The sequence below is a fragment of the uncultured Tateyamaria sp. genome (genome assembly GCF_947503705.1).
Lineage (GTDB): Bacteria > Pseudomonadota > Alphaproteobacteria > Rhodobacterales > Rhodobacteraceae > Tateyamaria.
On sequence record NZ_CANNES010000007.1, the window covers coordinates 157,815 to 180,759 of the forward strand.

Sequence of the window (22,945 nt, forward strand, 5' to 3'; positions counted from 1 at the left end):
GTTTTGTCCTTGGTTTCAGAAGGTTGAAGTCCCGGTGGCTCAGGCCACGCGGATCGGTTTGTCCGGCACCAGATCAAGGCGAATGACCCGTTCCAGGTCTTCGGCCTTTACGTCGATCAGGATGCTCAGCATGGATTCGAGGGTGAAATAGGCCCGCAAAACGCGGAAAATCAGGTATTCGGGCAGCGCGATGATGCCCCGCGGTACCCCGTTCAAAAGCGAGGCGGCCACCGCCATGATCGCAGGCGCGCCCGTGGTCACGGCCACGATGGATTGCCAGACGATGGGCGTGTTTTCGTTGAAGGCGAGGCCCCATTCGAGCCCGCCAAAGATGATCAGCGGCACCAGCATCGCGCGGCGTGCCGAGTTGATCAGCATATAGGGCAGGATCACCTTGCCCCGCAGCGTCAGGTTCGGCCCATAGATCAGGTCCCGGCAGCGCGACGAGATATGATAGATCGACCGGAACCAGCGCATCCGTTGCTCGCGCATATGGCTGTAGGACGACGGCACCTCAGAGATATAGCGGATCTTGGGGTCCACGACCGAATGAAAGCCAAGCTCGCCGATGCGCAGCGAAATATCGGTGTCCTCGCCGTTCATCCCCTCGACAAAACCGCCCAAGTAACGCGGGTGATGGCTGCGGTAGACGACGAACATGCCCGGAATGCCCACGACCCCGTTCACCGCTCCCATGGCCACCGAGTAAAACCCGTGTTTCACCAGCACCTCCAGCAGGCGGGCCCGGTCGAAAAGCGCCCCACCGGGGGGCACGGGCACGCCGCCTACGACGCCCACGGCAGGGTCGGTGAAATAGGGCATCGCGCGGCTGAAATTGTCCTCGCCCACCAGCGTGTCGGCGTCCACGCGCACCAGAAATTCGGTCTCGCAGGCGTCAAGGCCCGCATTCAGCGCATTGGATTTGCCGGGCTTGGGCACGTTGATCACCCGCCCCTTGGCGGCTTTGCAGGCGGTCAGGGTCTCGCGCGCGATCTCTTCGGTGTCGTCGGTCGAATTGTTGTTCATGATCAGGATGTGCACCTCGCCCCCGTAATGGGCGGCGGCGCGATCCATCGCGTTGATCGTGTCGCGGATGATGTAGCTCTCGTTATGCGCGGGCACAATGACGGAAACCGGCGGATTGAACTTGCGTTTTTTCGCCGTCAGCACGTCATAGATGGCCAGCAGATAAAGCTGCGCAAAAAGCACGGGCAGGAACAGGAACACCCCCGGCCCGATGCCGCCCAGCAAAGTCCAGCTGCGCATGACCTCGACGGCGTGCAGCTTCATGCCGCCCGCCCAAATGGCGATGGCTGCGGCAACAGCGATGGTCAACCCGAGGCGCAGGATCGCGCGCATCTGGCTCACCGGAATATGCTCGATCCGGATACGGGCGGGCATGAACCCCCGTTCCAGCAGCTTGAACGAATAGACCGCAAAGCCAAAAAGCCCCGAGGCGATGGCACTGAAATGCAGCGAAAAGGATGACCCAAGCACGTGATGCGCCGTGGCATTGGCCAGGTCGAACACCGCACAGCCCGCCAGAAAGGTCAGGACCATATCGAGGGCAAAGAGCGTACGCTCGCGTATGCCCCCCGAACTGAACGCGGCAAAGGCCACAAAGAACGAGATCAGAAAGATGCGGATCGCGATGGCGTGTCGCCCGGAATGGAGCGAAAACACATAGTCCCGGTTGGGAAAGACACCCGACACCAGATCGGTGTTCACCAGCCACAGCTGTGCCGCCGCCAGCGTGGTGAACAGGGCCAGCATCTTGGGCGCCTGCCACTCCGATACCGGCCCGGCAAAGCGTTTGGGCGCGCTGTCGACAGAGATATAGTTGATCTGCTCACGCTTGTCCTCTGCGTCGCTCATCCCTCTGCCCCCCGCAATACGGTGGCGTTTGGCATGACCAGCAAAGTCAAACCGGTGGCGATGAGCGGGGTGTCGATGCTGTGGTCGCGCACGTTCACGCCACCCGTCCCCGTGTCATGGGTCACGGCCCAGATCGGCGCATCGGCAGATATCTCAGGCACAGCATTTCCAGGGGCAATGACCAGAACATGCGCCTTTTGACCTGCCGGTTTAAAAGGCGCGCCTAGCGGGATCACCTGATCAAGCATCTCAAGGGCCTGCCCCGCCTCCAACGCCGACAAAGCCCCACGCACAGCCACATTGATCGGCCCGACCTGGCCCAGCGCGGCGTGCACCTGGGCCAACGGATCGGCGAGCCCGGCATCGCCCAGCACCAGTCGCGAGGAGGGCAACATCTCTGCCACCAGTTCGGGGCCTTGATCGCAGATACCGGTTGTTGGGGCGGTGGTCGTCGCCACGATCTCAAGCGAATTGGTCCGTGTTTGCAGGTCCAAAGGCAGCGCAATCACCGCCTCATATTCGGCCTGCGCGCCGGTGATATGGCCCTGAAACACCAATCGGTTGTTGAGGGTCACGGTCAGCGCCCAATGCTGATTGCCCATCAGGCGACCAAACTGCATATCAAGGTCCAACCGCTCGGGCATAGCCACGCCTGAGGCCAGGTCATAGCGGGTGCGCCAGCTGGCCTTCCGGTGAAAGCGGCGCAGGCCCGCGTTCGCGCCGCTTTGGGCCAGGGCTCCGTCAAACCCGTCGGGCGTAGGCTCTGCAAACGCGCCCAGCGCTGTGCGCAACGCGCCCGTGTCCAGCGCCCCGTCAGGCCCCGCCACAAAGGCAGTGCCCAGCCCCCGACGCTTGGCCTGCGTGGCCAGCACCAGACGGCGGGCCTGTTCATCGGGCTTCAGCCAATGGGGCCACGCCACGCGGGCCACATTGCCCCAGCCATGCACGCGGTCCCGCGGGCTGGTCATTGGCGCGTCGAGCGCCAGAAAAATTGCGCTGGTCGTCTCGATCTCGACCACGGCGGATATGCCGCCGTCTTGGGTACACTGGTGTTGGGGTCCAGTGCCTTGCAGTGAGAAAGAGACGACCAGCTGGTCACCTGCAAAATCCGTCGGTGAAAGGGGAATTTGCAGGGACCGTCCCGCCTGGCCTGAACGCAGCAACACCTCGCCCCGGCGGGCGTTGTGGATCGAGATGCGCAGCACCCCTTCCACCCCGGCCAGAACCTGAGATGTCGCATCGATTTGGAGGTATCCAGACGTTGGACGTGCATCCACCGGAAAGGTGAAGGCGACGCTTTGATAGGCGGGAAAACCGGAAAGTATGACCGGATGGTCAGGGTTCGTGCGCAGGATCATGGCGGCATCCGTGCCTTCGGCGCGGGTCGCCAGGCGGTGCTCGAACACCAGCTGCGGCTCATCAGCCAAATGACGGATAAAGGCCCGCCCCTGATCCAGAACATTCATTGTCGACAGCAGGAGGGCCACACCTGCCAGAAGAAATCCCATAAGCCCAATGCCAATCATACGCATGCTGTTCACCGATGTCTGATGCTGAAAAAGCCGGATGCGCCGGTCCCACCTCCAAGCGGGGCCGACGCGGTTGGCTTTGGAGAGGTCAGGCCGCCTTGCGCGCCTTGGGAACGACAACGCCGGGGCGCTGTTTGTCTGTCCAGGTGGACACACAAGGGATCATCTTGCGGATGCAGCGATCGGCGTATTTGGCGGCGATCTGCTGGGTTTCCTCGATCAACCCTTCGGCCAGCGTGACAGGCTTCAGACCCAGAGAGAGAAAGGTCTTGTTCGAGACACGCAGGTCGTTTTCGGCCGCTTCATTGCGCGGATTGTCCACATTGGCGATGATCGCTCCCGAAGCTTCCGCCACCAGTGCCGCCAGCGACCGCACGGTGTGGGTTTCGGTCATCTGGTTCAGGATCGCGACGTTGTCGCCTTTTGCGGGCGGGTTCTCGACCGCCAGGGCCAGGCATTTCACCGTGTCCTGAATGTGGATGAAGGCGCGTGTTTGACCGCCTGTGCCATGGACCGTCAGGGGGTGCCCCACCACCGCCTGCATGAGGAAGCGGTTCAAAACGGTGCCATAATCGCCATCATAGTCAAAGCGGTTGATCAGGCGCTCGTCCAGGCGTGTCTCGTCCGTCTGGGTGCCCCAGACGATGCCCTGATGCAGGTCGGTGATGCGCAGATGATCGTTTTTGGCATAGAATTGGAACAGCAGCTGATCCATGGATTTGGTCATGTGATACACGCTGCCCGGGTTCGTCGGGTACAGGATGTCACGCTTCATGATCTGTTTGTCGTCGCCGGGCACATAGACCGGCAGGTAGCCTTCGGGAATTTCCAGCCCGTCATCGTCATAACCATAGACGCCCATGGTACCCAGGTGCACGAAATGCGGGTCCAGACCCAGCTCGACCGAGGCGGCCAGCAGGTTGTGGGTGCCCGAGATGTTGTTGTCCACGGTAAAGCGTTTTTCCCGCACGCCCTTCATCGAATAAGGCGCGGCGCGCTGTTCGCCAAAGTGGATGATCGTGTCGGGTTGCAGCGCGTCAAAGAGGCTCAGAACCGCGTCAAAGTCTTGGGCGACGTCGATGTTTTCAAAGGCGATGCTGCGCCCTGTCTGCTCTTTCCATGCGGCCAGACGATCGGCCATGGACGCGATGGGTGTCAGGCTGTCGGCGCCCATTTCGGCGTCGATGGCACGGCGGGACATGTTGTCCACGATGGTGATGTTGTGGCCCAGGCCAGAGAGGTGCAGGGCCGTGGGCCAACCGCAAAATCCGTCGCCACCGACCACAATAATGTTTTTTGCTTCAGTCATGTCTGTGTTCCTTTTGGCGGGCCCCTCCAGGCGGCCCTGTTTAAGATGAACACAGGTTTAAAGGGCCCCGAGACATGGCGCTGGGGTGCGGGGGTATAGGTGAAAGGGAATTGGAGGGGGCGGGCTATCCCAAGGGATAGGGTCGCTCTCACAAAGGGACGTCAGAACCTTGGTCAATGGCCGCATCCAGCACCGAACGGGCCTGCGCGGCACCGGTTTCAAGCGTGGCAACCCAAGATGCCATATCATCTAAGGCGCCTGCGCGGGCCTGATTCTCCAGCTTGGCCAGCTCCTGCTCCAGCCCGGTCTGGCCCAACAGGGCCGCGGCACCTTTGGCCTTGTGCACCGCGTCGGCCAGCGCCTGCATATCCGTGTCGGGGCCCGCTTGGCGCATCTGGACGATCAGGTCGCTCAACTCGCTGAGGAAGGTGTCGGCCACCTTGCGTACGCGGTCAGCTCCCAAAAGGCCGATCATCTCGGTCAGCGCCTGAGGAAAATGCTTGGCGTCCAGCCTGCTGAACTGGCCTGCCGTCACCTCGGCAATCACACTGTGCAGCGCATCCAGACGAATGGGCTTGGTGTGAAAGCGATCCATGCCTGCGGCCACTGCGCTTTCGCGGTATTCCTCGCGACCATGCGCGGTCAGGCCCACGATATGGGTGGCCGCATTGGGCCCGCCACCCGCCCGCAAGCGCTGCGTGGCCTCAATCCCGTCCATGACGGGCATGCTGATATCCATGAAAATGAGGTCAAAGGCTGTGGTGCGGGCCACGTCCAGCGCCTCGGCCCCATTGACGGCCTCGTGCACGCTGTGGCCCATGGCCTGCAACATATCCCCCAGCACGCTGCGATTGACGGCATTGTCCTCGACAATCAGGATCGTGCAGCTTTGAGCGGGGGGCGGCGCATCCTGCACCGGAGCGGGATCAGGCGCGGGCACCGTGCGCTGCACCGGCAGGGTCAGCACGAATGTGGCCCCCTGCCCGACCGTACTTTGCACCGACACATCGCCTTCCATCGCGCGCGCAATACGGCGCGAAATCGACAGGCCCAACCCATCGCCCCGTGCCTGTCGCCCTTCGCTTGTGGCAAAGGCAAAGAAATCCTCGAACACCTGTTCCTGCTGATCGGCAGGAATGCCGATGCCCGTATCGCTGACCGCAAAGCGCAACGAGGTCGCATCCTGGCCGTGAATCCCGCTGACATGCAGGGCAATATGCCCTTTTTCGGTGAACTTGATCGCGTTGCCGATCAGATTTGTCAGGATCTGGCGAATGCGCCCCGCATCCCCGTGATATGGCCCGCGCATGGCCGGCTCGATCTCCAGTGTCAGGGCCAGACCCTTTTCCTGCGCCAAAGGTTCAAACACATCGACCAGGCCTTGCATGAAATCGGTCAGGGCAAAGCCCTGCTGCGTCAGTTGCAGCTCGCCCGTCTCGATCCGGGTGATATCGAGAGCCTCGTTCACCTGCTCCAGCAGGATCTCGCTCGATGAGGTGGCAATCTTGGCATAGCGCTCTTGCTTGGGCGACAGATCGGTTGTCTTGAGCATATCGAGCACGCCCAGAATGCCGTTCAGGGGCGTCCGCATCTCGTGGCTCATCACGGTCAGGAACTGGGACTTGGCCTTGTCGGTGCGCTCGGCCCGGTCGCGGGCCTCGATCAGCTTCTGCTCGTTGATCTTGCGGGCGCTGATGTCGCGGATATAGGCGATAAAGGTGGTGGCATCGCCCTCCTGCATCGTGGTGATGTTCAGCTCCACGGGGAATTCTTCGCCGCTCTTGCGCAGGGCGGCCAGTTCCACCCGGCCCGCATCGACAACGCGGGGTTTTCCCGTGCTCAAATACCGCTTCATCCCGTTATGATGGGCGTCGCGCATCCGGTGCGGGATAAATGTATCCTCCATGGTCAGGCCCACAATTTCGTCGCGGGCCCAGCCAAAGACGTCCTCGGCGGCGGCATTGAAATCAATGATCCGGCCCGCATCATCCGCCGTCACGATGGCATCCAGCGAAGCCGCCACCGTCGCCGACAACTGCTTGGACGAGGCCAACAGGGCCGCATCGCGCCGCGCCGCGCGCTGCAACAACCGATCCAGAAACAGCATAAGGATCGCCATCAGGATCAACAGCGACATCGCAATGCCCCCTGTCAGAGACAACTGGCGGGCAAACTCGGCCCGGCGCGCCTCTGACCGCTCGGCGCTCAGGCTGACACCCAACAGTGCAATGTCGCGAACATGCGGGCGGACCTCCTGCACAAGACGGCGCATCTGGGTCAGGGCCGCCCCGGTCAGGGGCCCCGGCGCATCGGAAATCGCAATGGCGGCCTCGGCAAAGGCGTTGATGGGCGCGATGGCGGCAGCAGCCTCCGGGCTGTCTGCAAAAATGGCCGCTGCACGGCCCGAATTGATGATGTTCAGACGGCTCAGCGCGATATCGACGCGCAACTGCACCTCGTCATTGGGGTATTGGCCCGTGGCCTGTTGCTGGGTCAGGGTCGCGTCGAGGTTCGCAAATTCGGTGTCGATCTGCGAAATACTCCACTGCATGTTGTCATCGGCGGCCCGCGACAGGTCGCGCAACTGCGACAGCAGGTTAAACGCCATCACCCCCAACAAGAAAATCAGCAGGCCAATGCCTGCCAATACCGTTATGCGATACGGATTTGCCTTGGGCTTCACATCTGACCTCCCGCTCGGGGTCACGCGACGCGGTCCCCTTGCCGCCTATTCTATGACCCGCAATCGGTTCAGTTGCCAGATACTGTAGGAATAGATGGTTTCGGTCTGGTATTCGGGGCCCTCATCATAGGGAAAGACAACCCAATACGGGCCCTTGTCGCGTACCGACATCGGCGCACCGTCCATACGGGTGGCCACGATGGGGGCTGTGGCCTGCACTGCTTCCATCGGCATCACGACCTTGTAGTCGTTCAGGGCCACCATTTCGACGGACGCACCGTCCAGTCCTGCCAACACGGATGCCAGCGGCACGCCCGAAAACGTCACCTCGCCGTCCGTCCATATGGTTGTGGTGCGAAACGTCACCTGTTCCATGGCATCCAGATCGGCGAGGCTCAGTTCCAGTGGTTCGGATGAGGAGGCGGATGCCGTCACCAGCAGCGCCATTGGCGACTGCGCCAAGGCCGGCACAAGCCCGCCCAAAAGTAACATGAACGCAGCAAAAATTGCCCGTGAGTGGTGAAGTTGCGCCATTTCTGTCTCTCCAAATACGAATAGGCCGGGCTTATACCGATGCGGGCATCTGCGTCAGCAAAGCATTGGCATAGGCACCTATACCAAAGTATAGTTGAGCCACGATTTAGCCCAAATTTTCGGTTGTAACCGCGTTCAAGAGTAAGAAAGCTGCCCACATGCCCACGATCCTCATTGCCGACGACCACGATCTGGTCCGTGACACCATCGCCGCCTATCTGGAAAGCGTGGACGGGTTTGTGGTCAAAACCGCGGGCAATCTGGACGAAGCATTGACGCTGATGACCGGTCTGGATGCCTTCGATCTGCTGATCCTGGATTACAACATGCCGGGGATGGATGGGCTGAACGGGCTCGACCGGGCGCGCAAGGCCTTCCCCGCGACCAAAGTGGCGCTGATGTCCGGTGTGGCCAACCGCGAGGTCGCCAACAAGGCGATGGAGCAAGGGGCAAACGGGTTCATCCCCAAATCCCTGACGGCCGTGTCGCTGGTCAACGCGATCAAATTCGTGCTCTCGGGCGAGCGGTATTTCCCTTTCGATTTCGGCACCACAGATAGCACAGCCACCCCCACAGGCGCCTTCGCCACCCTGTCAGAGCGCGAGATGCAAACCCTCGAACAGCTGTGCATTGGCCTGTCCAACAAGGAGATTGCGCGCAATCTCGGGGTGCAGGAGGTGACGGTCAAACTGCACGTGAAAAACGTGCTGGCCAAACTGGGCGTGTCCAACCGGACCCAGGCGGCCCTGCTGGCCAAGGAAAAACACCTCTTTTAAAGGCGCGAATTGGCATGGCGTATGGCAGGGCAGCGGTACCGCCACCCTGCCGAAGGCGCAACCACGCGCTATGCGTCACGCCACCGCCGGTAGCGCTTGGTCATTTTCTTCAGCTTCATCTGCGTGCGCACAAAGGCGAACAAGGGGCGCATGCGCGGGTTCGGCGCTTTGCCCCGCGACAACCGATCCAACTGGGCATAGGCCAGCATCATCGTGGCCAAACCGGCCATGCGCTTGTTTTTCCAGTCCACCACCGGCAAGGCGATGTCGAGGGATTGCCCGGCTTTCCACCGATTGGGCAGATCGGGCACATAGGCCATCGCTGTGGCCATCCCCAACACCGACACCCCGATGCCCCCGGCCTTGTTGACCAACGCATCTTCGGCCACCTGCCGCCTGCGAATGCCGCCAGTGACCATGACCGGCATCTGTGCGATGGCGGCGATCTCCTTGGCGAACTCCACGAAATAGCCCTCGCGACGGGCCGTGCTTGTCCCGTCTTCGGGTCGGCCCTGCATGGCGGGGCTTTCATAGGATCCCCCCGACAGCTCGACCAGATCAACAGACATATCGCCCAGTTGCCGCACCACCCAGGTGGCGTCATCCGAGTCAAAGCCGCCTTTCTGGAAATCCGCCGAGTTCAGTTTGACAGAGACCGAAAAGTCTTTGGACACGCGCGCCCGCACGGCCCGAACCGTTTCAAACAGAAACCGCGCCCGGTTCTCCAGCGGACCACCCCATTTGTCTGTCCGACGATTGGTCAAGGGCGACAAAAACTGATTGATCAGATAGCCGTGGGCGGCGTGGATCTGCACACCGGAAAAGCCCGCCGCCTCGGCCAGGGCCGCCGTGGTGGCAAAACGGTCGATCAATCGATCCACCTCGGCACTGGTCAGGGCGCGGGGCGGGCTGAAATTCTTGGACATGCCCGGGATTTCGATGGCAACATCCGACGCCGAAACCGCTTCCTCGCCCAGCATCTTGTATGTCTGGCGGCCCGGGTGATTGATCTGCATCCAGAATTGCCCACCCCCCGAACGGCCTGCCTCGGCCCAGAGCTTGAAGGGGGCAAGGTCGGCGCCCTCCTGCAACACAACGCTGGCCGGGCCACTCAGGGCGTCCGGCGCAATCATCACGTTGCCGGTGATCAAGAGGCCCGCGCCACCTTCGGCCCATCGGCGGTAAAGGGTGTTCAGTCGGTGATCGGGCACCTGGCCTTGTGCGGCCAGGCTTTCTTCGGTTGCGGCCTTGGCCAGCCTGTTGGGAAGGGTCGTGCCATTGGGCAATGCGAGCGGGGAAAAGAGAGGAGAGGAGTTCATCTTGGGTGCCTTGTTTATTGGAACCCGCCTGATATAAACCTTCGACAATAGTTGAAGGTCAAGAGGCATGAAAATCGGTCAACTTGCAGAGGCTGCGGGGGTGTCGACCTCGCGCATCCGCTTTTACGAAAAACACGGGCTGGTGCCCGCCGCCACACGGCTCGAGAACGGGTATCGTGACTATCCCGAAGAGATGGTGTCGCGGCTGCGCACGATCACGATGAGCAAGGCACTGGGGTTCACCCTGTCCGAGATCCGCGCCTTCCTGCCGGATGATCCCGGTGATCTGATTGCACGGGACGACGTGCGGGCGCTATTGCAAACCAAGCTTTCCAATGTGGATCAACAAATGACCGAGCTGAAGGCGATCCGACAACGGGTCTGCGACATGATCGCCTATTTCGAAAGCCCCGACGGCCCAAGCTGCTGACCCGCAGGTCAGCAGGGCTTAACGCTTAAAAGCGGCAAAGTTCACGTGTCTGGGAAAAACGCCCGAAAAATCGGAGTTGGTGCGGCCGGCGAGACTCGAACTCGCACGAGTGTTACCTCACAGCGACCTCAACGCTGCGCGTCTACCAATTCCGCCACGGCCGCACGCCTTGACTTGGTGAAGGGTCTTTAGCCGCGAACGCACCCGATGCCAAGAGCGATTTCAAAGAAAACGCGCCCATGCCCGGCCCGCAACCGCGCCCACGCATCTAGCGCTTGAAAATCCGTCCGCGCAGGGTGATCTATAGCAGGCCACAGCCGCGAAAGGCCCGCCCATGCCAGATGACGCCCCCACCCCGCCCCAAGGACCCGTGGTGCAGGTCGATATCGTGTCCGATGTGATGTGCCCCTGGTGCATCATCGGATTTCGGCAATTGGAACAGGCGCTTGGGGTCACCGGCACCGGCGCGCGCATCCGCTGGCATCCGTTCGAGCTGAACCGCGATATGCCACCCGAAGGGCAAAACTTGGCCGAACATATTGCGCAGAAATACGGCTCCACCCCCGAACAATCGGCCCAGAACCGGGCGCATATGAAAACCCTGGGCGACAGCCTTGGCATCAATTTCAATTTCACGGACGACAGCCGCATCGTGAACAGCTTTGCCGCCCACCAACTGCTGGACTTCGCGCTGAGCCAGGGGGCGCAACACCCGCTGAAACTGGCGCTCTTTCAGGCGCATTTCACCGATGGCAAGGATGTGTCCGACATCGCCACCCTTTTGGACGTGGCCGAGAGCGTCGGTCTGGACCGGGACGCGGCCGCGCAAGTGCTGGAAAGCGGCGCGTTGGCCGCCTCCGTGCGGGAAAAGCAGGAATTCTGGACCTCGCGCGGCATCTCTGGCGTGCCCTCGATGGTCTTTGGCGGCAAATACCTTTTGACCGGCGCGCAAGGCGTCAAAAACTATGCCGATATACTGCAAAAGGTCGCAGCCGAAGAGGCGGCCTGACACAATGGTTGAGTGGATCACCACCCCCGGGCTGACAGATTATCGCGCTGCCGAGGCGTGGATGGACGCACGCGCAACAGCCATCGCGGCAGGCGAGGCTGAGGAATGCATCTGGCTGTTGGAACATCCGCCGCTCTACACCGCGGGCACCTCCGCCAAGGCGGCGGACCTGACGGACCCGAACCGCTTCGACGTGCACCAGACTCGGCGCGGCGGGCAATATACCTATCACGGGCCGGGCCAGCGCGTGGCCTATACGCTGCTGGATGTGGGCAAACGTGGCCGCGACGTGCGCGCCTTTGTCCAAAGCCTGGAGGCCTGGGTGATCGCAACGCTTGCAGAATTCAACGTGACCGGGGAAATTCGCGAGGGCCGCGTGGGCGTCTGGGTCACCCGGCCTGAAAAACCGCCCCAACCAGATGGGAGCGTGGCCGAAGACAAGATCGCCGCCATCGGCATCCGCTTGCGCAAATGGGTCAGCTTTCACGGGCTGAGTATCAATGTCGAACCCGACCTGAGCCACTTTGACGGCATCGTGCCCTGCGGGATCAGCGATCACGGGGTGACCAGCCTTGTCGATCTGGGCCTGCCCGTCACGATGGAGGATGTGGACATGGCCCTGCGCCGCCAGTTTGATGCGGTCTTTGGGGTGCAGACGGCATAAGAAAATTGAAGTAATTTTCTTGGGGCTTTGCCCCCGGCCTGCGGCCTCCCCCAGGATATTTTTGGCCAAAAGAAGGTCAGCCCAGCATGCCCGCCAGGGCGCGTGCCTCATAGCCTTTCATGACGGGGCGCACGCAGCGGCTGGCGCACATCAGCAATTCGGGGAAGATGCGTGCGATTTCCGAGGCAACAGCCCCTTCCTCGCTGTCGCCCCATTCCGCAGCTTCCGCCGCTTCCCGGCTGAGGTGAAAACTTTCGGTCGGCGCCCCTTCGGCAAAGATCACCTCGTGGCGGTCCATCAGGATATGATAATAGGTGATCCGGGGGCGCGGCGCGCGGTAGATCAGATCGCCCCGCACCAGGTTGCCCGCGCTCACCAGCACCTCATCCGCGCCGAAGAGCATCTGCGCCCGCCAGTCCGAAATCAGCATCCGGTGCGCAGGCGAGACCAGCAGGTCGCGGTCATTGCCCAGCGCGCCCGCCGATATGCAGATCGGGGCAAGATCGCCCGCCGCATCCACTTCGCGGCGCAGCACGGCGCGCACAGGACGATCCCCGTTGTCCAGCGTTTTCAAACGCATACCGCGCTTGAGCGCCTCAACTGCCACCGGGCCGTCAACGGTGTCGATCAGCGCGCCGGCAGTGAAACAGGCCACATTCGTATTGTCCTCGGTCAGCTGATCCGACGTCACGCCCGTAAAGGTGATCGAGCCGCCCAGTGCGGTGTTGTCGCTGAAATCCCCCACCGATTGGTTCAGCACCCCATCGTCTTCGAGGTCGGCGCGCAACTCGTGGATGTGGGTGTAATAGGCGCTCAGATCGATAAAGTCGTTGTTGGTCTGGTCGCCGTCGTCGATGGCCCCGCTGTTGCCTGCATTGAAATCGGTGATGACATCATTGCCGTCACCCGGCGCAAAGATGAAATCATCGTCGCCCGCACCGCCGGTCAGGGTATCGTCGCCCGTGCCGCCCGTCAGCGTATCGTCAGCGGAATCCACCCGCACGACGGTGAAGTTGTCGATCGCAAAGCTTTCATTGTCGATCGTGCTGTTCAGATCCGTGCCAAAGCCGATGGTCAGTTCGGGCGGCGGGTTCGTGATGGTCAGCGACACGCCCATGATCGTGTCCTGGGTCCCCGTGGAATAGCCCAGCTCGCCGGTCTGTTCATTGGTAAAGGTAAAGCTGTAGGTGGCCCCGTCTGGCCCGACAAAGCTTTGCGGTGCCGGATCGGTGGTGTCGCCTTCGGTAAAGGGGACAAGCACTTCGGTGCCGTTGACGGTGATGATGAAGTCTTCACCATTCCAGCTGTCGAGCAGCAGCGCGTCGAAATCGACATTGATTTCATCTGCGTCAGCGCCGAGGTCAAAGGTGTTCTGGGTCGCAATCCGCCCATCGCCCGACCCGAACCGGCCCAGCGATCCGCCAAGGTTCGGATCAGTTTCCGTCAGCGGGTTGGTCCAGCCGGTCGCGCCGCTCTCGAAGTCTTCTTCATAGAGGACCGTGGTGGCAGAGCCCGCATCGCCCACGAGGATGTCATTGCCCGTTCCACCGCTCAGGTTGTCCGAGCCCAGGCCACCTTCAATGGTATCGTCGCCCGCGCCGCCTTCAATCTGGTCATCGCCGGAACCGCCGGTCAGCAGGTCTTCGCGCACGCCCCCGTCGATGGTGTCATCGCCCGAGCCGCCGTCAATTGTATCGTCAGACAGCGCGCCGCCCGTATCGGTGATGCTGTCATTTCCCGCGCCGCCGTCGATGATATCCGTGTTGGCGCCGCCATCGATGACATCGTCGCCGTCGCCGCCCAGGATCGTGTCTTCGTCCGCGCCGCCCAGCAATGTGTCATTGCCGCCGTTGCCCTCGATGTAATCGTCGCCCGCACCGCCGTCGATCACGTCATCGCCCTCAACACCCGCAGGGGTGCCGGTCACAGATGTTTCCGGCCCAGGCGCCGGGCCGATCATGTCCGTGGTCAACAGGCTTTCGGCCACACCGCCCGTATCGGGGCCACTGATCGTGCCCTGAAGTACATCAGCACCCCGGTTTTCCCAATATCGGATCTGGATCGTATAGGTCTCGTTCGGGTCAAGCTGGACATCACCAAAACGCGTCGTCGATCCTTGGTGGAAATCATTGTTCAGATAGTCCAGCGTGCCGCCGGTCTGGTTCGAAAACTGAACAGGATTGCCTTCGGAATCAAAGATCTGGATGGTGGACCCATCATCCGACGTGGTCGTCAGACGGTATGTCCCGCCCGCTGTAACGTTCAGCGTGCTGGTATAAATGACCCCGAAATCTTCGGGGTTGTTGACACCATCGTCGCGCAGGGTGCTGACCAGCCCCCCCTCGTTGAAGTCAGAGACATAGCCCGTCCCGATCAGCGTCCCGTTTTCGATGTCAAAAGCCTGGCCCGCAGCCGAGCTGAAGTCGTAATCATAGGCCTCATAGAGCCACGCGCCCTCAACCGGGCCGTCACCGCTCAGCACATCCGCGCCATCGCCCCCCGTGATGGTGTCAGACCCAAGGGCCCCGGTCAGCGTATCCGCACCGGACGTGCCGGAAATGGCCTCGTCATTTTCGGTGCCGGGGTTCGTATTGTCATTCGTCGCCATGATCTGCCGCTCGCTCAAGGGAGTGTTTTGCACACACGTTGACCTCGGACATGATGCGGGAATCGGTCTTAAGGATGAATGAAGCGTGGAGAATCTGCCGCCAAACCAAGGCCATTTTGTGAGACCGCGCCCAACCGCGAAACAGTGCCCGCAGAAATGGCCGCTTTGTCGCCCCTGACGAAACGGTTGGTACAAGGGGTGTTACAAGGGATGCGCGACAATTCATCCCGCTCAATGGGTCGATCTGTCATTGAAGCGGCGGCCCCAAATCTCTACAACCACTCAAGAATCCACGCACGGACGGGAACCCCGTGCGGGTCAAACAACAATCTCAGGAGGCACCGCATGGCAGACGCAGCCATTCACGGGCACGATCACGAGGACGAACGGGGCTTTTTCACCCGTTGGTTCATGTCCACAAACCACAAAGACATCGGTATTCTGTATCTGATCGTCTCGGCCTTTGTCGGCTTTGTTTCGGTGGCATTCACTGTTTACATGCGGCTCGAACTGATGGACCCGGGCGTCCAGTACATGTGCATGGAAGGCGCGCGCCTGACGGCCGCTGCCGCTGGCGAATGTACCCCCAACGGGCACCTTTGGAATGTTCTGATCACCGGTCACGGCATTCTGATGATGTTCTTTGTCGTTATTCCGGCCCTGTTTGGCGGGTTCGGCAACTACTTCATGCCGCTGCAAATCGGCGCGCCGGACATGGCGTTCCCGCGGATGAACAACCTGTCCTTCTGGATGTATGTCGCGGGCACCACCCTGGCGATCTGTTCGGTGCTGGCACCAGGCGGCAATGGCCAGCTTGGGTCGGGCGTGGGCTGGGTTCTGTACCCACCGCTGTCCACGAACGAAGGCGGCATGTCGATGGATCTGGCGATCTTTGCGGTCCACGTTTCGGGCGCCTCGTCCATCCTGGGCGCGATCAACATGATCACCACCTTCCTGAACATGCGGGCCCCCGGCATGACGCTGTTCAAGGTGCCGCTGTTCAGCTGGTCGATCTTTGTCACAAGCTGGTTGATCCTGCTGTCCCTGCCCGTCCTGGCCGGCGCGATCACCATGCTGCTGATGGACCGGAACTTCGGCTTCACCTTCTTTGATCCGGCCGGGGGCGGCGACCCAGTGCTTTACCAGCACATTCTGTGGTTCTTTGGCCACCCAGAGGTCTACATCATCATCCTGCCCGGCTTTGGCCTGATCAGCCATGTGATTGCCACCTTCTCGCGCAAGCCCGTCTTTGGCTACCTGCCGATGGTCTGGGCGATCATCGCGATCGGTGTGCTGGGCTTTGTCGTGTGGGCGCACCACATGTACACGGTCGGCATGTCGCTGAACCAGCAGGCCTATTTCATGCTGGCCACAATGGTCATCGCGGTCCCAACGGGGGTCAAGGTGTTCTCGTGGATCGCCACCATGTGGGGCGGCTCGGTCGAGCTGAAAACACCCATGCTCTGGGCGTTCGGCTTCCTGTTCCTCTTCACCGTGGGTGGGGTTACAGGCATCGTTCTGTCCCAGGCCGCCGTGGATCGCTACTATCACGACACCTATTACGTTGTGGCACACTTCCACTACGTGATGTCGCTGGGTGCGGTATTCACCATCTTTGCGGGGATCTACTTCTACTTCCCCAAAATGACGGGCCGCATGTATCCTGAATGGGCGGGCAAGGTGCACTTCTGGACGATGTTCATCGGGGCCAACCTGACGTTCTTCCCCCAGCACTTCCTGGGCCGTCAAGGCATGCCACGCCGCTACATCGACTACCCCGAGGCCTATGCCTACTGGAATGAATGGTCGTCGTGGGGCGCGTTCCTCAGCTTTGCCTCTTTCCTGTTCTTCTTCGGCGTGATGGCCTGGTCGCTCCTGCGCGGCGCCAAATGCACCGAGCCGAACCCATGGAACGAGTATGCGGATACGCTGGAATGGACACTGCCCAGCCCACCGCCAGAGCACACGTTCGAAATCCTGCCCAAGCAGGAAGACTGGGACAAATCTCACCGCTATCCCGATAGCATCGAGGAATGGGCCGGGAACGAACATCCACGTGATGCACAATACGAGCCCCAGAAGTAACCAGGGCTGATACGCACAAGACAAAGGGCTCCGATGGCGATCGGGGCCCTTTTTGCATAAGCGGGGCGGTCTCTGGCGCAGTTGTGAACATGCTACCCTGCCCCGCGACATCCTGCCCTTAGACAGCGCGCAATCACGGCTTATAACTGCCTCATGCCTTATCGCTGGACGACAGACCCCGACGCCCCAACGCAAGAGCTTCAGCTCTGGCCGCACAATTCGCTGCCGCAAAAGGGTATGGCCGCTTTCGTTCTGACGACCTTTACCCTGATCCTGATCCCGGCATTGCCGCTCCTGGGATCGGTGGTGCTTTGGGGGCTGTTGCCTTTCCTGCTCTTGGCGGTCTGGGCGATCTATTTTGCGCTTAGGCGCAACCGGCGCGCGCGGCAAATCATCGAGGTGCTCACCCTTGATGACGAGGACACGCATCTGACGCGCACCGACGCCAATGGCCAGGTGCAGGAATGGGACTGCAACCGCTATTGGACACAAGTGACGAAATACGAGAGCGAAGGCCCTGTGCCCCATTACGTCACGCTCAAGGGCAAAGGGCGCGAGGTCGAGATCGGATCCTTCCTGAGCGAGGAAGAACGGATTGCCCTCTATGACGACCTGCTGCGTGCGCTGCGCGGCGCGCCTGTTAACACCTCTTAACGCGGTGCAGGGGCACCCCACGCGGCTGCCGGCAAAACGTACAGTTTGCCGCCCCAACTGCGCAATTTGCAAAAATCAGCCCCAAACGAGGCAAAACCGGCCCGCAAGAAACGTACAATGCGCCCAGGAAACTGCGCATTTTCACAAGGTAATTCGCCACAAAACAACCCAATGCGCGGCGATTAACCCAAGTTAACGCCTGCAAAACGTTCCGTATTTCTCTGTCCAAATAAATCCTGCGGGACTTGGGAAGCGCAGCAGGAATCTGTTCATCCAAGAGACAAACTCACCCGCAAAGCCGATCCTTCACCATCGGCCCAACCGACCCGAAATCCATCTGTCCGGTGTATTTCGCCTTCAAAACACCCATGACTTTGCCCATGTCGCGAATGCTGTCGGCACCCACTTCGGCAATGGCGGCATCCACCGCTTTGGCCGACGCGGCCTCGTCCAATTGCTTGGGCAGAAACTCTTCGATCACCTTGATCTCTTCCAGCTCCCGCTCTGCCAGATCCAGACGCCCACCCTCTTCGTAGGTGCGCGCGCTCTCGGCGCGTTGCTTGGACATTTTACCAAGGATCCCAAGCACTTCGGCCGCGCCTACGCCCTCGTCCTGGCCTGCGGCCCGGGCGTCGATATCCTTGTCCTTGATCGCGGCATTGATCAGGCGCAGCGTCGACAGACGGGCCGCATCCTTGTCTTTCATAGCCTGCTTGAGTGCAGCAGAAATTCTGGTGCGCAATTCCATTTGATGTCCATCCCCATGGGCATTTCGTGAACTTGTGACCATAGGCCAAGGCGAAACGTGAGGCAAGCGTGAGGCTGCACGCTAAAACATTGATTTTAAACAATTCTCTAAATTACCAAACGTCCTTGACCCGGGCCGGGTCAAGGCATAGTTTCCGGCACAATTTGCCGCCCCTCATCGCCCCGCGATTGCCTCGTCACACCCCCGCGAAAGGCCCGCCCATGACCACGCACAGCCCCGCAAAACCGACCGCCTGTCTGGCCCTCGCCGATGGCACATTGTTCTATGGTACAGGCTTTGGCGCCGTGGGCGAAACCCAGGCAGAACTGTGTTTCAACACCGCCATGACCGGCTACCAGGAAATCATGACCGACCCGTCATACGCGGGCCAGATCGTGACCTTCACGTTCCCCCATGTGGGCAATGTGGGCGTGAACCCCGAAGACGATGAAACCGGCGATCCGGTGGCCGCCGGTATGGTGGTCAAATGGATGCCGACCGACCCCTCGAACTGGCGCGCGGCACAAGACCTGTCGAGCTGGCTTGCTGCCCGTGGCCGCATCGCCATTGGCGGCGTGGACACACGGCGGCTGACCCGCGCCATCCGGCAGGCGGGCGCACCCCATGTGGCACTGGCCCATGACCCTGACGGTAACTTCGACATCGAGGCGCTCCTTGCCTCAGCGCGCAGCTTTGCGGGCCTTGAGGGGATGGACCTGGCCAAGGATGTCACCTGCGCCCAGTCTTATCACTGGAATGAGATGCGGTGGGCATGGCCCGAAGGGTACAGCCCGCAAAAAGACCCGAAATTCAAGGTCGTAGCCATCGACTACGGCGCCAAGCGCAACATCCTGCGTTGCCTCGCGTCAGCCGGGTGCGACGTCACTGTCTTGCCTGCAACCGCCACGGCGGACGAGGTTATGGCCCACGCGCCCGACGGTGTGTTCCTGTCCAACGGCCCCGGCGATCCGGCGGCCACCGGGGCCTATGCCGTGCCCATGATCCGCGAGATTCTCGCCCACGATCTGCCTGTTTTCGGCATCTGCCTCGGTCACCAGATGCTGGCCCTCGCCCTGGGTGCCAAAACGGTCAAGATGAACCACGGCCACCACGGTGCAAACCACCCCGTCAAGGACCTCGACACCGGCAAAGTCGAGATCACTTCGATGAACCACGGTTTTGCCGTTGATGCCCAAACCCTGCCCGCTGGTGTTGTGGAAACACACACATCCCTCTTTGACGGCTCCAACTGCGGGATCAAGGTCGACGGCCGCCCGGTCTATTCGGTGCAGTACCACCCAGAGGCCAGCCCCGGCCCCCAGGACAGCTATTACCTGTTTGAGCGTTTTGCTCAGGCCATGCAGGAGCGCGCCGCCTAATTGGCGCAACTTTAAGGGTTCGTTAACCAAGCGCGCGCAAAGTCCGGTTGATCCACAGCCGGACAGCACATGAGCGACCCGTTACTCCGATTGCAAGACCCCCGTCCGGTTGACCGGCGGGACGCGCCCGCCGTTCCGGTGGGTCGGCAATTAGTGAATGCGGGGATGATTGACCAAACAACGCTGCTTAACGCGTTGAATTTACAGCATCATATCGACGCGCCTCTGGGCGAGATTCTGGTGGCCGAAGGCTGCGTGGATCGCTCTGATGTTCTGACGGCGCTGGCGTTGCAATACGGGGCCGAGCGGATCAGCCTGACGGTCGATCCGCCAGCCCCCATGATGGCCGCCGCCCTGTCGGCCACCCATGCGCAAGCCTTCGGGATCGTGCCCTGGCGCTGGATCGGCGGCACATTGTTGGTGGCAACGACACGCCCTGACCAGATGGACAACCTGCGCCGCGCCCTGCCCGACACAGCCCCCGACATCCTGCCCGTCATTGCCGACGCCGACCAGATCAACGCCCAGATCGGCCGTCTCTACGGCATCCAGCTGGCCCGACGGGCCATTACCAAAGTGCCCGCGCGGCTCAGTTGTCGGTCATGGTCGCCGCTTGCAGCCCTGGGCCTCCTTGGGGTGATCGCGGTCCTTGCGGTTGTGGTCCTGGCCGTGATCCACACGCCTGCCTGGCTCGCCACGATCCTGATCCTGTGCGCGCTGGTCACGCTGATCATGACCACCGGCCTCAAGATCGCAGCCCTTGTTGCGCAAGTCACCCACCGCCTGCCAACAGGCACCGAACCCTTGCACCGCCTGCCCATGCAGCGCATGCCGCGCGTGTCGGTTCTCGTCCCGCTTTTTCGCGAGGAACGCATCGCTGAGGCGCTGATCAAACACCTCTCCCGACTCACATATCCCAAGGCCTTGTTGGAGGTCGTTCTGGTGCTTGAGGCCAAGGACAGCGTGACCCGCGCCACGTTGGCGCGCACCCAATTACCCCAGTGGATTCGGGTGGTCGAAGTGCCTGATGATGGTACCATCACGACCAAACCGCGTGCGCTGAACTTCGCCCTCGACTTCTGTCACGGGGCGATCATCGGGGTGTGGGATGCTGAAGATGCACCCGAGCCCGACCAGATCGAAAAGGTGGTCGCCCGTTTTGCCGAGGCCAAGCCCGATGTGGCCTGCCTACAAGGCATTCTGGACTACTACAACAGCGGTCAGAACTGGCTATCGCGTTGTTTTACAATCGAATATGCCAGCTGGTGGCGCCTGGTTCTGCCTGGGGTCGAGCGTTTGAACATGGTGCTGCCCTTGGGCGGCACAACCTTGTTTTTTCGACGTGATATCCTTGAGGAACTGGGCGGCTGGGACGCCCACAACGTGACCGAAGATGCCGATCTGGGTATTCGTCTGGCGCGCGCGGGCTACCGCACCGAACTTATTCCCACCGTCACCTATGAAGAGGCGAACTGCCGGGCCTGGCCGTGGGTCAAACAGCGGTCTCGCTGGCTCAAGGGCTTTTTGATCACCTATTTCGTGCATATGCGCAGCCCTGGGGCTTTGTTGGCCGATCTGGGCCCGCGCCGTTTTGCGGGCATTCAAGCGATGTTTCTTGCCACTGTCCTGCAGTTCGCCGCGCTGCCCCTGCTCTGGAGTTTTTGGCTGCCCACGCTGGGTTTGCCGCATCCCATTGTCGTGACGCTGGGCACGGGCGTCATCCTGCCCATTGCCGGCCTGATCATCGTGACGGAATTGGTCAATATCCTGATCGGCGTACTCGCCGTGTCTCAGCAGGACAAACGGCACCTGATCCCTTGGGTTCTGACAATGCCGATATACTTCATGTTGGGCGCTTTGGCGAGTTACAAGGCGCTCTACGAATTGGCGATGAACCCGTTTTACTGGGACAAGACGCAGCACGGGATCGGGACTACCCCTCCTCCTTGCGCGCCTCCGCATCCTGTTTCAGACGGGTCATGAACGCGACCGAGATGTGGTCGCGCAGCGCTTGGCCCGCCGCCGCCTCATCCTTGGCCTCGATGGCCGACACGATGGCATCATGTTCGCTTTGCGCAATTTCCGTGCGGCCCACAGCGGCCAGCGATGTGGTGGCCATCAACGCCATGGTCCGGTGGACCAGATCAAGTTGTTGCACCAGATAGCGGTTGTGCGAGGCGAGGTGAATTTGCGTGTGAAACCGGCGGTTTGCACGCGCCAGGGCGGGCGGGTCACCGATCAGCGCGTTGTCTTCCTCAACCATTTCGCGCAGGATGCGAACCTCTTCGCTGGTGGCGTGTCGGGCGGCCAGCGATGCGGCCAGCCCCTCCAGTTCGCGGCGTACCACATAAAGCTCTGACATCTGGTTGTGATCCAGCGAGGCCACGATCAGGCTGCGCCCGTCCCGCGCCAAAAGCGACTGCGTCTCGAGGCGTTGCAAGGCCTCGCGCACCGGCGTGCGTGACACGCCAAAGCGGTCCGCCAACTCGCTTTCCACCAAACGGTCGCCGGGCCGATACGTCCCGATATCAATCGCCTCAAGGATCATCGAATAGGCGTCGGTCTGGTTGGGGCGCAAAGGTGGCATAGGGGCCTCAATAATCAATCAATTCGCTACACTAGGGCGCGGCACGGGCCGCACGCAACCCCAAGCCCTTGCGCCACGCGCTTGCCGCCCTTAAGCCCTGTGACCATGCCTGCAGCTGACTTTTCCCATGTGCGGTCCTGGGTTTTTGACCTCGACAACACGCTCTACCATCCTGCCGCCCGCCTTTTTGACCAGATCGAAGTGCGGATGACGGCCTATGTCATGGACAGTCTCGGCGTGTCGCGGGCCGAGGCGGACCGCCTGCGTGTCCACTATTGGAAGACCCATGGCACCACTTTGGCGGGCCTGATGCGCGAGCACCAGATTGATCCCGGCCCCTATCTGGATGATGTGCACGATATTTCGCTGGATCACCTTGACCCCGATCCAGAACTGGCCGCGCGCATCCGCGCCCTGCCCGGCCGCCGCATCGTCTATACCAATGGTTGCGCACCTTATGCCGAACGGGTGCTGGCGGCGCGCGGCTTGTCGAACCTCTTTGACGCGGTCTACGGCGTTGAACATGCCGGCTTTTTACCCAAGCCCGAGGCGCGCGCCTTTGACACGGTTTTTGGGATCGACGGGCTGGACCCAAGCGTGGGCGCGATGTTCGAGGATGATCCGCGCAATCTGGCTGCCCCCCATGCGATGGGTATGAAAACGGTGCATGTGGCCGACGATCCCCATCATGCAGATCACATTCACCACCACACTGCCGACCTCACCGATTTTCTGACCCGGGTCCAGGGGTAGGAC

At 61.2% G+C, this 22,945-nt stretch carries 17 protein-coding genes, 1 tRNA gene and 1 pseudogene; 9 read left to right on the top strand and 10 right to left on the bottom strand.

Translation table 11 applies throughout. From position 1 onward, the window contains the following. Positions 1-39: 39 nt before the first annotated feature. The 5 genes from Q1A44_RS15920 to Q1A44_RS15940 form a co-directional block, all read right to left on the bottom strand. On the bottom strand, positions 40-1,875 hold the full coding sequence (locus Q1A44_RS15920) for a glycosyltransferase family 2 protein (protein WP_299627266.1): 1,836 nt from the start codon (positions 1,873-1,875) through the stop codon (positions 40-42). Continuing rightward, entirely contained in the window at positions 1,872-3,407 is a 1,536-nt protein-coding gene (locus Q1A44_RS15925) for a cellulose biosynthesis cyclic di-GMP-binding regulatory protein BcsB (RefSeq protein ID WP_299627268.1), read from the bottom strand. Before Q1A44_RS15925 ends, Q1A44_RS15920 begins: the two co-directional genes overlap by 4 nt. An 85-nt stretch (positions 3,408-3,492) precedes the next feature. Next, positions 3,493-4,713 (bottom strand): NAD-dependent epimerase/dehydratase family protein, encoded by a 1,221-nt coding sequence (locus Q1A44_RS15930; RefSeq protein WP_299627270.1) that lies wholly within the window; start codon positions 4,711-4,713, stop codon positions 3,493-3,495. A gap of 148 nt (positions 4,714-4,861) precedes the next feature. Further along, positions 4,862-7,396 carry a PAS domain-containing hybrid sensor histidine kinase/response regulator gene (locus Q1A44_RS15935; protein ID WP_299627272.1) on the bottom strand — a complete coding sequence of 845 codons (2,535 nt, stop codon included), beginning with the start codon at positions 7,394-7,396 and terminating at the stop codon, positions 4,862-4,864. A 45-nt stretch (positions 7,397-7,441) separates the two neighbouring features. Then, a complete protein-coding gene (locus Q1A44_RS15940; protein ID WP_299627274.1) occupies positions 7,442-7,888 on the bottom strand; it encodes an oxidoreductase in 447 nt (148 codons plus the stop codon). Positions 7,889-8,088: 200 nt separating this feature from the next. Here Q1A44_RS15940 and Q1A44_RS15945 point away from each other — a divergent pair, with 200 nt between their 5' ends. Next, entirely contained in the window at positions 8,089-8,706 is a 618-nt protein-coding gene (locus tag Q1A44_RS15945; protein WP_299627275.1) for a response regulator transcription factor, read from the top strand. 68 nt (positions 8,707-8,774) lie between these two features. On the opposite strand, the gene Q1A44_RS15950 is transcribed toward Q1A44_RS15945, so the two are convergent. Next, positions 8,775-10,025, bottom strand: a complete 1,251-nt coding sequence (locus tag Q1A44_RS15950) for an NADH:flavin oxidoreductase/NADH oxidase family protein (RefSeq protein WP_299627276.1) — start codon at positions 10,023-10,025, stop codon at positions 8,775-8,777. A gap of 67 nt (positions 10,026-10,092) precedes the next feature. Between Q1A44_RS15950 and Q1A44_RS15955 the strand changes: the two genes are divergently transcribed. Then, on the top strand, positions 10,093-10,455 hold the full coding sequence (locus tag Q1A44_RS15955; RefSeq protein WP_299627277.1) for a MerR family transcriptional regulator: 363 nt from the start codon (positions 10,093-10,095) through the stop codon (positions 10,453-10,455). A 77-nt stretch (positions 10,456-10,532) separates the two neighbouring features. Here the strand turns inward: Q1A44_RS15955 and Q1A44_RS15960 are convergent. Continuing rightward, positions 10,533-10,619: transfer RNA gene (locus Q1A44_RS15960), tRNA-Leu, on the bottom strand. 170 nt (positions 10,620-10,789) lie between these two features. On the opposite strand from Q1A44_RS15960, the gene Q1A44_RS15965 reads away from it, so the two are divergent. Together Q1A44_RS15965 and lipB are read left to right on the top strand one after the other, a co-directional pair. Beyond that, on the top strand, positions 10,790-11,464 hold the full coding sequence (locus Q1A44_RS15965) for a DsbA family oxidoreductase (protein ID WP_299627278.1): 675 nt from the start codon (positions 10,790-10,792) through the stop codon (positions 11,462-11,464). A gap of 4 nt (positions 11,465-11,468) precedes the next feature. After that, entirely contained in the window at positions 11,469-12,128 is a 660-nt protein-coding gene (gene lipB, locus Q1A44_RS15970) for a lipoyl(octanoyl) transferase LipB (protein ID WP_299627279.1), read from the top strand. A gap of 76 nt (positions 12,129-12,204) precedes the next feature. Here the strand turns inward: lipB and Q1A44_RS15975 are convergent, their stop codons facing one another. Continuing rightward, the gene (locus tag Q1A44_RS15975) at positions 12,205-14,736 is read right to left on the bottom strand and encodes a Hint domain-containing protein (protein WP_299627280.1); all 2,532 of its coding nucleotides are present in this window, start codon (positions 14,734-14,736) and stop codon (positions 12,205-12,207) included. A gap of 345 nt (positions 14,737-15,081) precedes the next feature. Between Q1A44_RS15975 and ctaD the strand changes: the two are divergent. Together ctaD and Q1A44_RS15985 are read left to right on the top strand one after the other, a co-directional pair. Beyond that, a pseudogene (gene ctaD, locus Q1A44_RS15980) lies at positions 15,082-16,752 on the top strand (cytochrome c oxidase subunit I); the annotation flags it as partial. A gap of 222 nt (positions 16,753-16,974) precedes the next feature. After that, positions 16,975-17,475, top strand: a complete 501-nt coding sequence (locus Q1A44_RS15985) for a DUF2244 domain-containing protein (RefSeq protein ID WP_299627281.1) — start codon at positions 16,975-16,977, stop codon at positions 17,473-17,475. 286 nt (positions 17,476-17,761) lie between these two features. Here Q1A44_RS15985 and Q1A44_RS15990 read toward each other — a convergent pair whose 3' ends face one another. Continuing rightward, positions 17,762-18,223 (bottom strand): GatB/YqeY domain-containing protein, encoded by a 462-nt coding sequence (locus tag Q1A44_RS15990; protein WP_299627282.1) that lies wholly within the window; start codon positions 18,221-18,223, stop codon positions 17,762-17,764. A gap of 221 nt (positions 18,224-18,444) precedes the next feature. Between Q1A44_RS15990 and carA the strand changes: the two genes are divergently transcribed. Continuing rightward, a complete protein-coding gene (carA, locus tag Q1A44_RS15995) occupies positions 18,445-19,602 on the top strand; it encodes a glutamine-hydrolyzing carbamoyl-phosphate synthase small subunit (protein WP_299627283.1) in 1,158 nt (385 codons plus the stop codon). 69 nt (positions 19,603-19,671) lie between these two features. Further along, complete coding sequence (locus Q1A44_RS16000; protein WP_299627284.1) at positions 19,672-21,585, top strand: glycosyltransferase family 2 protein; 1,914 nt, start codon at positions 19,672-19,674, stop codon at positions 21,583-21,585. On the opposite strand, the gene Q1A44_RS16005 is transcribed toward Q1A44_RS16000, so the two are convergent. Continuing rightward, entirely contained in the window at positions 21,536-22,189 is a 654-nt protein-coding gene (locus Q1A44_RS16005) for a GntR family transcriptional regulator (RefSeq protein WP_299627285.1), read from the bottom strand. The two genes, Q1A44_RS16000 and Q1A44_RS16005, sit on opposite strands and share 50 nt — an antisense overlap. A gap of 105 nt (positions 22,190-22,294) precedes the next feature. On the opposite strand from Q1A44_RS16005, the gene Q1A44_RS16010 reads away from it, so the two are divergent. After that, entirely contained in the window at positions 22,295-22,942 is a 648-nt protein-coding gene (locus tag Q1A44_RS16010) for a pyrimidine 5'-nucleotidase (protein WP_299627288.1), read from the top strand. Positions 22,943-22,945 lie beyond the last annotated feature (3 nt).

What these genes read in the sequence shown, in the direction of transcription:
- carA (WP_299627283.1), top strand. Translation starts at nt 18,445, where the DNA reads ATGACCACGCACAGCCCCGCAAAACCGACCGCCTGTCTGGCCCTCGCC.
- Q1A44_RS15925 (WP_299627268.1), bottom strand. Translation starts at nt 3,407, where the DNA reads ATGCGTATGATTGGCATTGGGCTTATGGGATTTCTTCTGGCAGGTGTG.
- Q1A44_RS15965 (WP_299627278.1), top strand. Translation starts at nt 10,790, where the DNA reads ATGCCAGATGACGCCCCCACCCCGCCCCAAGGACCCGTGGTGCAGGTC.
- Q1A44_RS16005 (WP_299627285.1), bottom strand. Translation starts at nt 22,189, where the DNA reads ATGCCACCTTTGCGCCCCAACCAGACCGACGCCTATTCGATGATCCTT.
- Q1A44_RS16000 (WP_299627284.1), top strand. Translation starts at nt 19,672, where the DNA reads ATGAGCGACCCGTTACTCCGATTGCAAGACCCCCGTCCGGTTGACCGG.
- Q1A44_RS15985 (WP_299627281.1), top strand. Translation starts at nt 16,975, where the DNA reads ATGCCTTATCGCTGGACGACAGACCCCGACGCCCCAACGCAAGAGCTT.
- Q1A44_RS15950 (WP_299627276.1), bottom strand. Translation starts at nt 10,025, where the DNA reads ATGAACTCCTCTCCTCTCTTTTCCCCGCTCGCATTGCCCAATGGCACG.
- Q1A44_RS15955 (WP_299627277.1), top strand. Translation starts at nt 10,093, where the DNA reads ATGAAAATCGGTCAACTTGCAGAGGCTGCGGGGGTGTCGACCTCGCGC.
- Q1A44_RS15930 (WP_299627270.1), bottom strand. Translation starts at nt 4,713, where the DNA reads ATGACTGAAGCAAAAAACATTATTGTGGTCGGTGGCGACGGATTTTGC.
- lipB (WP_299627279.1), top strand. Translation starts at nt 11,469, where the DNA reads ATGGTTGAGTGGATCACCACCCCCGGGCTGACAGATTATCGCGCTGCC.
- Q1A44_RS15975 (WP_299627280.1), bottom strand. Translation starts at nt 14,736, where the DNA reads ATGGCGACGAATGACAATACGAACCCCGGCACCGAAAATGACGAGGCC.
- Q1A44_RS15920 (WP_299627266.1), bottom strand. Translation starts at nt 1,875, where the DNA reads ATGAGCGACGCAGAGGACAAGCGTGAGCAGATCAACTATATCTCTGTC.
- Q1A44_RS15945 (WP_299627275.1), top strand. Translation starts at nt 8,089, where the DNA reads ATGCCCACGATCCTCATTGCCGACGACCACGATCTGGTCCGTGACACC.
- Q1A44_RS16010 (WP_299627288.1), top strand. Translation starts at nt 22,295, where the DNA reads ATGCCTGCAGCTGACTTTTCCCATGTGCGGTCCTGGGTTTTTGACCTC.
- Q1A44_RS15990 (WP_299627282.1), bottom strand. Translation starts at nt 18,223, where the DNA reads ATGGAATTGCGCACCAGAATTTCTGCTGCACTCAAGCAGGCTATGAAA.
- Q1A44_RS15940 (WP_299627274.1), bottom strand. Translation starts at nt 7,888, where the DNA reads ATGTTACTTTTGGGCGGGCTTGTGCCGGCCTTGGCGCAGTCGCCAATG.